General features: G+C 72.5%; 15 protein-coding genes. 11 read left to right on the top strand and 4 right to left on the bottom strand.

From position 1 onward, the window contains the following. Positions 1–13: 13 nt before the first annotated feature. The gene (locus tag CP975_RS21105; RefSeq protein WP_055527110.1) at positions 14–880 is read right to left on the bottom strand and encodes a hypothetical protein; all 867 of its coding nucleotides are present in this window, start codon (positions 878–880) and stop codon (positions 14–16) included. A 74-nt stretch (positions 881–954) separates the two neighbouring features. Between CP975_RS21105 and CP975_RS21110 the strand changes: the two genes are divergently transcribed. The 4 genes from CP975_RS21110 (at position 955) to glmM (ending at position 4864) form a co-directional block, all read left to right on the top strand. Further along, positions 955–2160 (top strand): glycosyltransferase family 87 protein, encoded by a 1206-nt coding sequence (locus CP975_RS21110; RefSeq protein ID WP_150477219.1) that lies wholly within the window; start codon positions 955–957, stop codon positions 2158–2160. Positions 2161–2404: 244 nt separating this feature from the next. Next, the gene (gene rplM, locus CP975_RS21115) at positions 2405–2848 is read left to right on the top strand and encodes a 50S ribosomal protein L13 (RefSeq protein ID WP_030782512.1); all 444 of its coding nucleotides are present in this window, start codon (positions 2405–2407) and stop codon (positions 2846–2848) included. A gap of 42 nt (positions 2849–2890) precedes the next feature. Beyond that, complete coding sequence (gene rpsI, locus CP975_RS21120; RefSeq protein ID WP_055534112.1) at positions 2891–3412, top strand: 30S ribosomal protein S9; 522 nt, start codon at positions 2891–2893, stop codon at positions 3410–3412. 93 nt (positions 3413–3505) lie between these two features. Then, positions 3506–4864 carry a phosphoglucosamine mutase gene (gene glmM, locus CP975_RS21125; protein WP_055534111.1) on the top strand — a complete coding sequence of 453 codons (1359 nt, stop codon included), beginning with the start codon at positions 3506–3508 and terminating at the stop codon, positions 4862–4864. Here the strand turns inward: glmM and CP975_RS21130 are convergent. Both CP975_RS21130 and coaA read right to left on the bottom strand, forming a co-directional pair. Further along, complete coding sequence (locus tag CP975_RS21130) at positions 4861–5832, bottom strand: DUF389 domain-containing protein (RefSeq protein WP_055534110.1); 972 nt, start codon at positions 5830–5832, stop codon at positions 4861–4863. The two genes, glmM and CP975_RS21130, sit on opposite strands and share 4 nt — an antisense overlap. A 35-nt stretch (positions 5833–5867) precedes the next feature. Then, positions 5868–6866 (bottom strand): type I pantothenate kinase, encoded by a 999-nt coding sequence (gene coaA, locus CP975_RS21135; RefSeq protein WP_425474265.1) that lies wholly within the window; start codon positions 6864–6866, stop codon positions 5868–5870. Between the two features lie 89 nt (positions 6867–6955). Here coaA and CP975_RS21140 point away from each other — a divergent pair, with 89 nt between their 5' ends. From CP975_RS21140 to CP975_RS35880, 6 genes are all read left to right on the top strand, one after another. Beyond that, positions 6956–7324, top strand: coding sequence for a holo-ACP synthase (locus tag CP975_RS21140; protein ID WP_055534108.1), 369 nt, complete (start codon positions 6956–6958; stop codon positions 7322–7324). Between the two features lie 94 nt (positions 7325–7418). After that, complete coding sequence (locus CP975_RS21145; RefSeq protein ID WP_150477220.1) at positions 7419–8858, top strand: NAD(P)H-hydrate dehydratase; 1440 nt, start codon at positions 7419–7421, stop codon at positions 8856–8858. Between the two features lie 272 nt (positions 8859–9130). Then, positions 9131–10291, top strand: a complete 1161-nt coding sequence (gene alr / locus CP975_RS21150; RefSeq protein WP_055534106.1) for an alanine racemase — start codon at positions 9131–9133, stop codon at positions 10289–10291. Between the two features lie 33 nt (positions 10292–10324). Beyond that, positions 10325–11539 carry an alpha/beta fold hydrolase gene (locus CP975_RS21155; protein ID WP_055534104.1) on the top strand — a complete coding sequence of 405 codons (1215 nt, stop codon included), beginning with the start codon at positions 10325–10327 and terminating at the stop codon, positions 11537–11539. 10 nt (positions 11540–11549) lie between these two features. Next, positions 11550–12062, top strand: a complete 513-nt coding sequence (tsaE, locus tag CP975_RS21160; RefSeq protein WP_055534103.1) for a tRNA (adenosine(37)-N6)-threonylcarbamoyltransferase complex ATPase subunit type 1 TsaE — start codon at positions 11550–11552, stop codon at positions 12060–12062. A 132-nt stretch (positions 12063–12194) separates the two neighbouring features. Continuing rightward, positions 12195–12401: a hypothetical protein gene (locus CP975_RS35880; RefSeq protein WP_150477221.1), complete on the top strand. Its 207-nt coding sequence runs from the start codon at positions 12195–12197 to the stop codon at positions 12399–12401. Here the strand turns inward: CP975_RS35880 and CP975_RS21170 are convergent. After that, the gene (locus tag CP975_RS21170) at positions 12373–12918 is read right to left on the bottom strand and encodes a hypothetical protein (protein WP_150477222.1); all 546 of its coding nucleotides are present in this window, start codon (positions 12916–12918) and stop codon (positions 12373–12375) included. The two genes, CP975_RS35880 and CP975_RS21170, sit on opposite strands and share 29 nt — an antisense overlap. Before the next feature lie 111 nt (positions 12919–13029). Between CP975_RS21170 and tsaB the strand changes: the two genes are divergently transcribed. Continuing rightward, entirely contained in the window at positions 13030–13686 is a 657-nt protein-coding gene (tsaB, locus tag CP975_RS21175; RefSeq protein ID WP_055534100.1) for a tRNA (adenosine(37)-N6)-threonylcarbamoyltransferase complex dimerization subunit type 1 TsaB, read from the top strand. Positions 13687–13702: the final 16 nt, after the last annotated feature.

Here is a 13702-nt window from a genome sequence, read left to right on the forward strand (position 1 = left end):
ACCGGCCGCCCGGCTACTCGGGAGCTGCGGCCGCGGCCGACGCCTGGGCCTGGCCGCGCTGGCTGATCCGCTGGAAGGCGAAGCGGGCCATGGTGTCGCCGACGTCGTAGGCCTTGCGGTCGCCGGTCGTCACGTTCTTGCCGCTGGTGTAGCCGGTGGTGGTGAAGTACGCGTAGCGGCCGTACGCGTTGTACGTCCCGCGGCATACGCCCGTCTGGCAGAAGCCCGGCACGCCCTTGCCGGGCAACGCCGTGACCAGGCCCTTGCTCACCTGCTCCTTGACCTTCGCCGCCTCGGCCGAGGTGTCGAAGACGGCGACGCCGATGGTGACCGCGAGGCCGCCCTTGACGTAGCTGACGCGGATCAGGCGCGTGCAGTCGTTCTTGGTGAGGATCGCGCCGAGGGCGGGCTGCGTGACGGACGCGCACTGCTTGGTGCTGTCCGTGGTGCCCTTCTTGTAGACCGTCTCACCCGAGGTGAACGTCTTTCCGGGGAAGAGGCCCTCGGGGGTGAGCGGCGCCTTGTCCTTCTTGGCGCTGGAGATGAAGTCCTTGGGGTCCGGCGGGGGCGGCGGCGTGGTCGGCTTGAAGGTCGGGCCGGGGTTCTCGCTCGCCCCGGGGATGTCCGCCGTCGCCGGCAGCTCGCTGGCCGGCTTGTTCGAGGCGGAGGCGTCGTCGCTGCTGGCGGAGACGACGGTGATCGCCACGGCCGCCGCGATGCCGACCGTGGCGAGCGCGCCGCCGCCGATCATCAGCCATTTGCGGCGCCGGGCGCGCGCCTCGGAGGCCTCGGCGAGCGCCGCCCAGTCGGGCGTGGGCCCGCCGCCGGGTCCGCCCGTTCCGCCCGGACCCCACTGAGGTCCCCCTTGCCCAAAGCTCATGGGGCGCATCTTAGACGGGGAGTTGGGGATGTTGAGCCGGGGTCGCGTGGGGTTCCCGCCCTAGCCTGAGGCGTATGGATACCGGCAAATCGGCTGTTAATGGATGGTTGTTGCGGCCCGCCGGATGGCATGTCCGGGCCGTGCTCGGTCTGGTGCTGCTCGCCGGGGCCGTCCGTGTGGGGCTGCGGTCGCCGGACGGGGGCATGGACAACGCCATCGTGGTGCGCGCCGCCGAGGCCTGGATCCACGGGCGCTCGCCCTACGCCGACCGGCACTTCCTCTATCTGCCGGGGGCCGTGCTCGCCGCGGTGCCGCAGGCCCTGCTCCCGACCGCCGTCGTCCGCTTCCTGGTGCCCCTGGGCGTCAGCGCCGGTCTCGTCGTGGGCTGGGCGTGTGCGCTGCGGCTGTACGAGGTGCCCTGGCGCAGCCGGTTCGCGGCGTACGGCCTGCTCGGGCTCGCCCTCGGCTTCACGCCCTTCGGGCACCTCGTCGGGCTCGGCAACTGGACGGTGGCGTCCGCGGCCGCGCTGCCGCTCGCGCTGCTGCTCGTCTCCCGCGGGCGGTGGCTCGCGGCCGGGCTCGTCATCGGCGCCGCCGTCGCCGTGAAGCCGCTGCTCGCGCCCGTGGTGCTCCTCTTCGTCTTCGCCGGGCGGTGGCGGGCGCTCGGGGCGGCGGTCGCCGTGCCCGCGGTGGCCTCGCTGGGGGCCGCGCTCGTGATGCCGGACCCCGCCGGGTTCTTCACGCGGACGCTGCCGTTCCTGCTGCGGGGCGACGACGCCTTCGTACGCCTCTACGAGGCATCGCCCGCCGCGGTGCTCGCGCGGCTCGGGGTGCCGCAGGCCGCGGCCACGCTGTTCGCGGGGTGTGCGGCGGCGGCCGGGGTGTGGTGCGCCTGGCGGCGGTGGGGGAGGGGCGACCCGGGGCCTTCGAGGGTGGTGGAGTGCGCCACGATGCTGATGCTTTCGGCCTTTCTCGTCTCCCGGCCCTCCTACGACCACTATCTGCTGGTCGTCCTGCCGCTGCTGCTCGCGGGCGCGCTGCGGGCGGGGGCGCCGGCGCGCAGTCCGTGGTTCTGGGTGGCGCTGGTGCCGCAGGTGCCGGGGTTCGTCTGGCCGTGGTTCGAGCCGGTGACGCGGCGGGCCTTCAAGGACGCGGCGACGCTGTGTCTGCTGGCGGTCACGGTCGGGCGGGCATGTGCGGCGGGGGCGCTGTGCGGTCGGTGCGGGGTGGAGCGCGCGGGCCGTTACCCTGATGAGTGCAGACCTGTCCGTGGTGTGTGAGTCGTCGGTACCGGTCTTCAAAGCTGCGTTTTGACCGGTACGGGGCGGCGCGGGTACTCTCGGGGATTGATACGTATTGGTGTCCTCGATCTCACGCGAAAGGGCCCTTACGTAGGTTCCCTGGAGCAGTTACCAGTGGCTCGCATACGGGCAGCGTCCCCGGCATTGTGGGCCCCAGCTGCATGATCGCTTCCTGGGTGCCGTGTGTCTGGACCCCATCCACTGAAGAAGCGAAGGCTACTAAGTGCGTACGTACAGCCCCAAGCCCGGCGATGTGACCCGCCAGTGGCACGTCATCGACGCCCGGGACATCGTCCTCGGTCGTCTGGCGACCACCGCTGCCACCCTCCTGCGTGGCAAGCACAAGCCGATCTACGCCCCCCACGTTGACACCGGTGACTTCGTCATCATCATCAACGCGGAGAAGGTGCACCTCTCCGGCAACAAGAAGACCCAGAAGATGGCGTACCGCCACTCCGGTTACCCGGGTGGTCTGCGTTCCGTCCGTTACGACGAGCTGCTCGAGAAGAGCCCCGAGAAGGCCGTTGAGAAGGCCGTCAAGGGCATGCTCCCCAAGAACACCCTGGGCCGTCAGATGCTCTCGAAGCTGAAGGTCTACGCGGGCGACCAGCACCCGCACGGCGCTCAGCAGCCGGTCCCGTTCGAGATCACCCAGGTCGCGCAGTAGTTCCGGCCACCCCCTAAGACGAAAAAGAATCTGAGGAGAATCGTGGCCGAGACCACCGTTGAGCAGCCGGTCGAAGAGACCGAGGTTGTTGACGTCGAGCAGTACACCACCGAGTCCGAGGCTCCCCTTGAGGGCGAGTACACCTCGGAGTCGAACGCGGCGCGCTTCGGCGACCCCCAGCCGGCCGCCGGCCTGGGCCGTCGCAAGAACGCCATCGCCCGCGTCCGGATCGTTCCGGGCACCGGCAAGTGGAAGGTCAACGGGCGGACGCTCGAGGACTACTTCCCGAACAAGGTCCACCAGCAGGAAGTCAACGAGCCCTTCAAGGTGCTCGAGCTCGACGGCCGCTACGACGTCATCGCCCGCATCGCGGGTGGCGGTGTCTCCGGTCAGGCCGGTGCGCTCCGTCTCGGTGTCGCCCGCGCGCTGAACGAGGCCGACGTCGAGAACAACCGTGGCGCCCTCAAGAAGGCCGGTTACCTGAAGCGTGACGACCGTGCGGTCGAGCGCAAGAAGGCCGGTCTCAAGAAGGCCCGCAAGGCCCCGCAGTACAGCAAGCGCTAATCGCTGCCTGCTTGTACTTTTCGTTCGCCCCGGCGGCACTCACCGTGCTGCCGGGGCGTTCGTCTATCAGGAACGAACGTTCGGAGGACAGCAGTGGGACGACTCTTCGGCACGGACGGCGTGCGTGGTGTCGCCAACGCGGATCTGACGGCCGAGCTGGCGCTCGGACTCTCCGTGGCGGCGGCGCACGTACTGGCCGAGGCGGGCACCTTTGAAGGCCATCGCCCGGTGGCGGTGGTCGGGCGTGACCCGCGCGCGTCCGGGGAGTTTCTGGAGGCCGCGGTGGTCGCGGGCCTCGCGAGCGCGGGCGTGGACGTCCTGCGCGTCGGTGTGCTGCCCACCCCCGCGGTGGCGCATCTCACCGGGGCGCTGGGCGCCGACCTCGGCGTGATGCTCTCCGCCAGCCACAACGCCATGCCCGACAACGGCATCAAGTTCTTCGCCCGCGGCGGCCACAAGCTCGCCGACGAGCTGGAGGACCGCATCGAGTCGGTCTACGAGAAGCACCGCACCGGCGCTCCCTGGCAGCGGCCCACCGGCTCGGGCGTCGGCCGCGTCAAGTCGTACGACCAGGGGCTCGACCAGTACATCGCGCACCTGCTCGGTGTGCTCCCCAACCGCCTCGACGGGCTGAGGATCGTCCTGGACGAGGCGCACGGCGCCGCCGCCCGCGTCTCGCCCGAGGCGTTCACGCGCGCCGGCGCCGAGGTCATCACCATCGGGGCGCAGCCCGACGGCCTGAACATCAACGACGGCTGCGGCTCCACGCACCTGGGGCTGCTCAAGGCCGCCGTCGTGGAGCACAAGGCGGACTTCGGGATCGCGCACGACGGGGACGCCGACCGCTGCCTCGCCGTGGACCACACCGGCGCGGAGATCGACGGCGACCAGATCCTCGCCGTGCTCGCCCTCGCCATGCGGGAGCACGGCACGCTGCGTCACGACACCGTTGTCGCCACCGTCATGTCGAACCTCGGCTTCAAGCTCGCCATGGAGGCCCAGGGCCTCTCCCTGGTGCAGACCGCCGTCGGCGACCGGTACGTCCTGGAGTCGATGAAGGAGCACGGCTTCGCCCTCGGCGGCGAGCAGTCCGGGCACGTGATCGTCCTCGACCACGCGACGACCGGTGACGGCACGCTGACCGGGCTGCTGCTCGCGGCCCGCGTCGCCGAGACCGGGCGGACGCTCGCGGATCTCGCGGGCGTCATGGAGCGGCTGCCGCAGGTCCTCATCAACGTCCCCGACGTCGACAAGTCGCGCGTGAAGACCTCCGCCGAACTCTCCGCGGCCGTCACCGACGCCGAGCGTGAGCTGGGCTCCACCGGGCGGGTGCTGCTGCGGCCCTCGGGGACCGAGCCGCTGGTGCGGGTCATGGTCGAGGCCGCCGACATCGAGCAGGCGCGGTCCGTAGCCGGGCGGCTCGCCGATGTCGTCAAGTCGGCGCTGGGTTAGGAGCCCGTCACCGAGTCCTGAGCGCGCCGCCGGGACTTGGCGGTACGTTCGCGCTGCGTGGCCCAGAGAGCCTTCTGGGCCAGCAGTGTGAGCGTGCCGGCGAGGACGATGCCGAGGAGGTTCAGCAGGAGCTGCTCGGTGGAGCCCCACGCTTGCTTGTACTCGTTGTAGCTGAAGGCGACCGCCGCGTTCGCCGCCGCCGGGACCGTCGTCACGGAGATCGCCACGCCGACCAGCGCCCCCGACTTCGCCGAGGTGAGCGAGAGCGTGCCCGCCGCGCCCGCGAGGACCGCCACCACGAACGAGAACCAGTCCGGGCGGTAGATGAAGTTCGTGTTCGGCCGCTCCGCCTTGAGGGCCTCGTGGCTGAACAGGTCGGTGGCGTCCATGAAGTAGCTGAACCCGGTCGTCACCACCATCGCCGCGAGGAAGCCCACCAGCAGCGCGATCAGTGACCGCAGGGCCAGCCGGGGCGCGCGCCGCACCAGGGCCGTGCAGAAGCCGGCGAGGGGGCCGAACTCCGGTCCGACGGCCATCGCGCCCACGATCAGGATCGCGTTGTCGAGCACGACACCGCAGGCCGCGATCATCGTGGCGAGCGTGATGAACGCGACGTACGTGATCGAGAGCGTCGACTCCTCGTGGGTAGCGTCGGTCAGATGTTCCCAGAGGACCGCGTCCGAGCCCTCTCCCGGCGCCTCGTGTTCCGCCTCGTCGGCACGCTCGGAGAGGGAGAGGTCGATGTTCTCGACCGCGATCGAGCCGCACTTGTCCAGGTCGAGGTCGCGCAGGCCGGCGATCAGCTCGTCGCCCGCCTCCCGTGCGACGTCGCACATGATGACGTCGCCCGCGGGGTCGCGGGCGGCGCCGGGGACGACGGCCAGGTGCGTGGTGCCGGTCGTCCCCTCGATCAGGCGCAGTACGTCGTCGGTCTTGTCCGCGGGGGAGATCAGGCGCAAGTGCAGCATTACGGCAGGGTAGTCGGGTGCGGAGGGTGGGATCTTCAGAGTTTGCGCAGGCTCAGGCGCTGGACCTTGTGGTCGGGGCCCTTGCGGACGACCAGGGTGGCGCGGCCCCGGGTGGGAGCCACGTTCTCCAGGAGGTTGACCTTGTTGACGGTGCGCCAGGTGGTGCGGGCGTAGTCGAGGGCCTCCTCCTCCGACACCTGCGTGTACTTGCGGAAGTACGAGGACGGGTTCTGGAAGGCCGTACCGCGCAGCTTCTTGAAGCGGTTCAGGTACCAGCGCTCGATGTCCTCCGCGCGGGCGTCGACGTACACGCTGAAGTCGAAGTAGTCCGCGAGGCCCACGCGGGTGCGGCCGTCCTTGCCGGGGAGCGCGGGCTGGAGGACGTTCAGGCCCTCGACGATGAGGATGTCGGGGCGGCGGACCGTGAGGCGTTTGCCCGGGACGATGTCGTAGATCAGGTGGGAGTAGACGGGGGCGGTGACCTCGGCCTTGCCCGCCTTGATGTCCGCCACGAAGCGGGTGAGGGCGCGGCGGTCGTACGACTCGGGGAAGCCCTTGCGGGACATCAGGCCGCGGGCCTCCAGCTCCTTCGTGGGCAGCAGGAAGCCGTCGGTCGTCACCAGTTCCACGCGGGGGTGTTCCGGCCAGCGGGAGAGGAGGGCCTGGAGGAGGCGGGCGACGGTCGACTTGCCGACGGCCACGGAGCCGGCGACCCCTATGACGAAGGGGGTTCCGGACTGGGATCCCTTCTCGCCCAGGAACGTGTTGAGGGCTCCGCGCAGGCCGTCCGTCGCGCCTACGTAGAGGTTCAGGAGGCGGGAGAGCGGGAGGTAGATGTCGCGGACCTCGTCCAGGTCGATGACGTCACCGAGGCCGCGCAGCTTCTCCACCTCCTCCGCCGTCAGGGGCAGAGGCGTCTTCTCCCGGAGAGCGCTCCACTCGTTACGGGTCAGGTCGACGTAGGGAGTCGCCTCCGGCCGGTGCCGGTGGGCGCTCCGCGGCGCCTTCGCAGGCGCGGAGACCGAAGAGATCACAGTCCATTGTTACGGCTGTTTGAACGGCGAGGGGGTTGGGCGTGTGGTGGGGTGTGTCACGCTGAGCCGGTGATTCTTGGGGTGAGCCTGTGATTATTGGGGTCGGTATCGACGTCGCCGAGATCGAGCGGTTCGGGGCGGCGCTGGCCCGGACGCCGGGCATGGCGGAACGCCTGTTCGTCGAGAGCGAGTTGCTGCTGCCGAGCGGGGAGCGCCGGGGGGTGGCCTCGCTGGCGGCCCGTTTCGCGGCGAAGGAGGCGCTGGCGAAGGCGCTGGGGGCGCCCGGGGGGCTTCGGTGGACGGACGCCGAGGTGTACGTCGAGGAGAGCGGCCAGCCGCGGGTGCGGGTGCGGGGGACGGTCGCCGAGCGGGCTTCCGTGCTGGGGGTCCGGGCCTGGCACGTGTCGTTGAGCCATGACGCGGGGGTGGCTTCTGCGGTGGTGGTGGCGGAGGGGTAGCCGGCCTCTGGCCTTGGGCGGGGTTCGCCCTCGCAGGGGCCGTGGCGGATGTTCCCGGCGCCCTTTCGCGCTGCCCGGCGGGCAGACTGGGGGCATGCGTAATGCGTATGGCGTGGAGAGTGTCCGGGCTGCTGAGCGCGAGGTCATGGCGCGGGGGCCCGAAGGGGCGCTGATGCGGAGGGCCGCGGCCGGGCTCGCCGCCGAGTGCGCGCAGCTGCTGGGCAAGGTGTACGGGGCCCGGATCGCGCTGCTGGTGGGCAGCGGGGACAACGGCGGCGACGCCCTGTACGCGGGGGCCAAACTGGCCGGACGCGGCGCGGGAGTCACCGCCGTGCTGCTCGCTCCGGAGCGGACCCACGCCGGTGGCCTCGCCGCGCTGCGGGCCGCCGGGGGCACGGTGGTCGACGGGAGTGAGGACAGGGCCGAGGGCGTCGTCGCGCGGGCCCGGCTCGTCGTGGACGGGATCGTCGGCATCGGGGGCCGCGGCGGACTTCGGGAGCGTGCCGCGCGCCTCGTCGCCGCCGTCGCGGGGGACGCCCTCGTCGTTGCCGTCGACGTGCCGAGCGGCGTCGACGCCGACACGGGCGAGGTGCACGGAGAGGCGGTGCGCGCGGATGTGACGGTGACCTTCGGGGCGTACAAGCCGGGGCTGCTGATCGATCCGGGGCGCGAGTACGCCGGTGCGGTGCGCCTGGTGGACATCGGGCTCGAACTGGCCTCGGGCGAGCGGGTCCTGGAAGCCCTCCAGTACGCCGATGTGGCGGGGCTGCTGCCTCGGCCGAGCGGGGAGAGCGACAAGTACCGGCGCGGTGTCGTCGGGGTCGTCGCGGGGTCCGCGAGGTATCCGGGCGCCGCCGTGCTCTGCGTGGCCGGGGCGCTGCGCGGGGGCGCGGGTGCCGTGCGGTACGTGGGGCCCGCCGCGGACGCCGTCATCGCGCGGTTCCCGGAGACGCTGGTGTCCGCGGGGCCGCCGTCGAAGGCGGGGCGGGTACAGGCCTGGGTCGTGGGGCCCGGCCTCGGGGACGACGGGGAGCGGCTGCGGGACGTGGTCGCCGCCGATGTGCCCGTACTGATCGACGCGGACGGCCTGCGGCTCGCGGGGGAGCGGGAGGTGCGGGCGCGGCGCGCGCCGACGCTGCTCACGCCGCATGCCGGGGAGGCCGCCGCGCTCCTCGGGGTCTCCCGCGAGGAGGTGGAGTCGGCCCGGCTCTCCGCGGTGCGGGAACTGGCGGGGAGGTACGGCGCGACCGTGCTGCTGAAGGGGTCCACCACGCTGGTCGCCTCCGGGGAGGGGCCCGTACGCGTCAACCCCACCGGCACCCCGTGGCTCGCCACCGCGGGCAGCGGCGATGTCCTGTCGGGCCTCGCGGGTTCCCTCCTGGCGGCGGGCCTGGACGCGCGGGACGCGGGGGCGGTCGGCGCCTATTTGCACGGCCTCGCCGCGCGGCACGCGTCGAGTGGGGGGCCGGTGGCGGCCCAGGACGTGGCGGACGCGATTCCGGCCGCTTGGCGGGATGTGCGGCGGACGGACTGATCCCGGCCGGTGGCAGGCCGGGCCGTCGATGGCGGGGCTGACGGCCCGGGTGAGCCCGGGTGCGCGGCGGGGTGCTCGCCGGCGCTGGCGGCGCTGGAGGCCGGCGCCGCCCGCTAGCGGCGCCTAGGACCCGCGCCGCCGCGGGCCTCGCCTGGAATGTGCCCGCCTCAGGCGGCGCCGGTCGTGCCGGAGTGTGCCCGCCTCAGGGGCGCCGGTCGTGGAGAGGGCCGCCGCAGCGGGGCAAGGGGCGCGCTCTGAGACACTTGTGCGCGATGAACGAGACAGCACCTTTCCGTGTCCGGGCCGAGATCGACCTCGCCGCCCTCCGCGCCAACGTGCGCGCGCTGCGTGCCCATGCGCCGGACGCCGCGTTCATGGCCGTGGTGAAGGCCGACGCCTACGGCCACGGAATGGTGCCCTGTGCCAAGGCCGCCGTCCAGGCCGGGGCCGCCTGGATCGGGACCGCGACACCCGAGGAGGCCCTGGCCCTGCGCGCCGCGGGACTGCCGGGGCGGATCATGTGCTGGCTGTGGACGCCGGGCGGCCCCTGGCGCGAGGGCGTCGAGGCCGGTCTCGACATGTCGGTGAGCGCGCCGTGGGCGCTGGAAGAGGTGACGGCCGCCGCCCGGGAGGCGGGGCGCACCGCCCGTATCCAGCTCAAGGCCGACACCGGCCTCGGGCGCAACGGCTGCATGCCGGCCGACTGGCCCGAGCTGGTCGCCGCGTCCCTGCGCGCCGAGGCCGAGGGGCTCGTCCGGGTCACCGGACTCTGGTCGCACTTCGCGTGCGCCGACGAGCCGGGGCACCCGTCGATCGCCGCCCAGCTCACGGTCTTCCGCGAGATGGTGGCGTACGCCGAGGGCGAGGGGATACGGCCCGAGGTGCGGCACATCGCCAACTCCCCGGCGACCCTCACGCTCCCGGAGACCCACTTCGATCTCGTACGGCCGGGCATCGCGATGTACGGCGTCTCGCCGAGCCCCGAGGTGGGCACCCCCGAGGACTTCGGGCTGCGGCCCGTCATGACGCTGACCGCCTCGCTCGCCCATGTGAAGCACGCTCCGGGGGGCCACGGTGTGAGTTACGGGCATCACTACGTCACCCCGGGTGCAACCACGCTCGGCCTCGTCCCCGCCGGGTACGGCGACGGCATTCCGCGGCACGCCTCCGGCACGGCCCCGGTCCTCGTCGACGGCAAGTGGCGTACGGTCGCGGGCCGGGTGGCGATGGACCAGTTCGTGGTCGACCTCGGCGGCGACGAGCCCGAAGTGGGCGCCGAGGCGGTGCTGTTCGGGCCCGGCGACCGCGGCGAGCCGACCGCCGAGGACTGGGCGCAGGCCGCGGGCACCATCGCGTACGAGATCGTCACCCGCATCGGATCGCGTGTCCCGCGCGTCTACGTGAATGAGCGGCCCGGCATCGGAGAGATGTGAACGAGCAGTCCGACCACTGACGAGGAGCGGCACGTGAGCGAGAGCAGCACGGGGGCTGCCGCGGCGGAAGCGGTGACGGAGGCCGCCGCCGCGGCGGGGAACTGGCGCCGGGCCGGGGTGGCCGGCGCCGCGCTCGGTGTGATCGCCGCGGGCGCGGCCGCGGGGGTCGCCATCGAGCGGCTCACCGTGGGGCGCGGCATGCGCAAGAAGGCCCGCCTCGCACTGGACGCCGCCGGGCCGTACGGCTCGCTGCGCGGCATGCCCGGCACGGCGTACGCGGACGACGGCACCGAACTCTCGTACGAGGTCGAGGAGGTCGAGACGGACGGCGAGCAGGCCGCGCGCAGGCGCCGTCTCTTCGGGCGCCGCGCCCCCGCGCCCGTCACGGTCGTCTTCAGCCACGGCTACTGCCTGAGCCAGGACTCCTGGCACTTCCAGCGGGCCGCCCTGCGCGGCGCGGTCCGCGCGGTCTACTGGGACCAGCGCAGCCACGCCCGCTCCGGGCGGGGCGTCGACCAGGCGGAGCGCGATGTGCCGGTCTCCATCGACCAGTTGGGGCGCGACCTGAGGGCCGTCATCGACGCGGCCGCGCCCGAGGGGCCGCTCGTCCTCGTCGGGCACTCCATGGGCGGCATGACGACGATGGCCCTCGCCGACCAGTTCCCCGAACTGATCCGCGAGCGCGTCGTGGGCGTCGCCCTCGTCGGTACGTCGTCGGGGAAGCTCGGTCAGGTGAACTTCGGGCTCCCGGTGGCCGGGATGAACGCGGTCCGGCGGGTGCTGCCCGGCGTACTGCGGACGCTCGGCTCGCAGGCCGAGCTGGTGGAGCGGGGGCGGCGGGCCACCGCCGACCTCTTCGCCGGGATCATCAAGCGCTACTCGTTCTCCAGCAGGGACGTGGACCCGGCGATCGCGCGGTTCGCGGAGCGGATGATCGAGTCGACGCCGATCGACGTGGTCGCGGAGTTCTACCCGGCGTTCGCCGAGCACGACAAGGCGGCGGCGCTCGAACGCTTCGCAGGGCTGCCGGTGCTGGTGCTCGCGGGGGAGAAGGACCTGGTCACGCCGAGCGAGCACAGCGAGGCGATCGCGGCGCTGCTGCCGGACGCCGAGCTGGTCCTGGTCCCGGACGCGGGGCACCTGGTCATGCTGGAGCACCCCGACGCGGTCACGGACCGGATCGCGGAGCTGCTGGCCAGGGCGGGCGCCGGGCGGGCGGCAGCCGATGCGGGGTCGTCCAGCGGCTAACGTGGACGGTATGGAAGCACCGCACCACCAGGCCCCCGCCAACGTACTCAAGATCACCGTCAACTCCCCCGAACAGATGGGCGAGTTGGGCCGCCGCCTGGCGAAACTCCTGCGCCCCGGCGACCTCGTCATGCTCACCGGCGAGCTGGGCGCCGGCAAGACGACGCTGACCCGCGGCCTCGGTGACGGCCTCGGCGTACGCGGCGCCGTCACCTCCCCGACCTTCGTCATCGCCCGCGTCCACCCGCCGCTCGGCCAGGGTCCCGCGCTGGTGCACGTCGACGCGTACCGCCTGGGCGGCGGGCTCGACGAGATGGAGGACCTGGACCTCGACGTCTCGCTGCCCGAGTCGGTGGTCGTCGTCGAGTGGGGCGACGGCAAGGTCGAGGAGCTGTCGGACGACCGGCTGCACGTCGTCATCGACCGCGCCGTCGGCGACACGACGGACGAGGTGCGCGAGGTGACGCTGGCCGGGCTCGGCGAGCGCTGGTCGGGCGCGGACCTGGCGTCGCTCGCGGCCTAGGGCGTTCCGCCGAAGGTTCCGACAAGTCGTCGGCAAATTCTTGCGTTGCGCACGCCGCGCGTGGTCACATGGGTACAGGTCCTGGTTAGGTCTACCTAACCACGTCTGTCCCCGGGAGCCCAGGAGGCATCCATGCCGGCTTCAGAACGTGACGCACAGCCGCAGCCGCACGCGCATGCGCACGGGCGGCCGGGACCTTCGGCCGTCTCGGGCCTCTCGCATCTGTCGATGAGCGATCTGCTCGCGTCGTGCGCCGCGGCGACCGCGGTCTCCACCCCGCCCAGGGACCCGGCACCCGCCGGGAAGAGGCCTACGGAACGACGACGACCTTCTTGCTGATCGTCGCGAACTCCCACATCGCGTTGCCGTGCGCGCGCGACTCGCGGATGCCGCCGGTCTTCTTCGCCGGGTCCGGCTTCGGCGTCGAGCCGTCGACCGCCGCGCTGAAGCCGATGGTGATCCCGTCGACGGTCGTGAACCGCACGACGTGCTCGATCGGCACACCGTCCGTTCCGGTGACGGTCCCGGAGCGCGAGGTGACTGCGTACGTGCCCGGCGCCGGGTCCACCGAACCCGGCGTGACCTTGAACGTGATCCGCGGCTTCCCGGACGCCTCGACCAGCCAGACCCGGTCCTCGCCCACGGAGTACACGACCCGCTCGCCCGCGCCGGACTCGGCCGGCACCGCCATCGGGTCGGCCCTGTCCTTGGGGGAGCGGGAGGCGGTGGCGCCCGCGGACTTCTCCGGCTTGGCCGGGTCCGGCGCGTTGGCCGAAGCCTGATAGGCGAGGAAGCCGACCGCGGCGAGCGCGGCCGCGGTGAGCCCGGCCACGAATCCCGAGCTGCTCCTTGACACCTTGCGCTCCCACCTCTTCGTACGGCGTACGGATACGGAGCGACGGTAGCAGCAGGCACCGCTCATCCCGGGGCGGCCGTGCGCCGTGCGCCGGAGCCGTAGGCTGTTCGCGTGCTCTTGCTCGCTCTTGATACCGCAACGCCCGCCGTCACCGTCGCCCTCCACGACGGCTCCTCCGTCGTGGCGGAGTCGAGCCAGGTGGACGCCCGGCGCCATGGGGAACTGCTGCTTCCGGCCGTCGACCGCGTGCTCGCCGACGCCGGCCTGAGACTCGACGCCGTCACCGCCGTCGTCGCCGGTGTGGGCCCCGGCCCCTACACCGGGCTGCGCGTCGGCCTGATGACCGCCGAGACGTTCGGCCTCGCCCTCGGCATCCCCGTCTACGGGCTCTGCACGCTGGACGGCCTCGCCTACGCCTCCGGCATCGAGTCCGGCCCCTTCGTGGTGGCCACCGACGCCCGGCGCAAGGAGGTCTACTGGGCGCGCTACCAGGACGTGCGTACGCGCGTCAGCGAGCCCGCGGTCGACCGGCCCGCGGACATCGCCGCCGACGTCGAGGGCCTGCCCGCCGTCGGCGCGGGCGCGCTGCTCTACCCCGACACCTTCCCCGACGCCCGCGCCCCCGAGCACGTCTCGGCGGCGGCGCTCGCGTCCCTGGCCGCCGAGAAGCTCGCCGCGGGCGAGGCGCTCCTTGAGCCCCGGCCGCTGTACCTGCGCCGCCCCGACGCGCAGGTGCCGAAGAACTACAAGGTGGTCACCCCGAAGTGACCGATGTGACCGATGC

This window comes from Streptomyces alboniger (assembly GCF_008704395.1).
Taxonomy (GTDB): Bacteria; Actinomycetota; Actinomycetes; order Streptomycetales; family Streptomycetaceae; genus Streptomyces; species Streptomyces alboniger.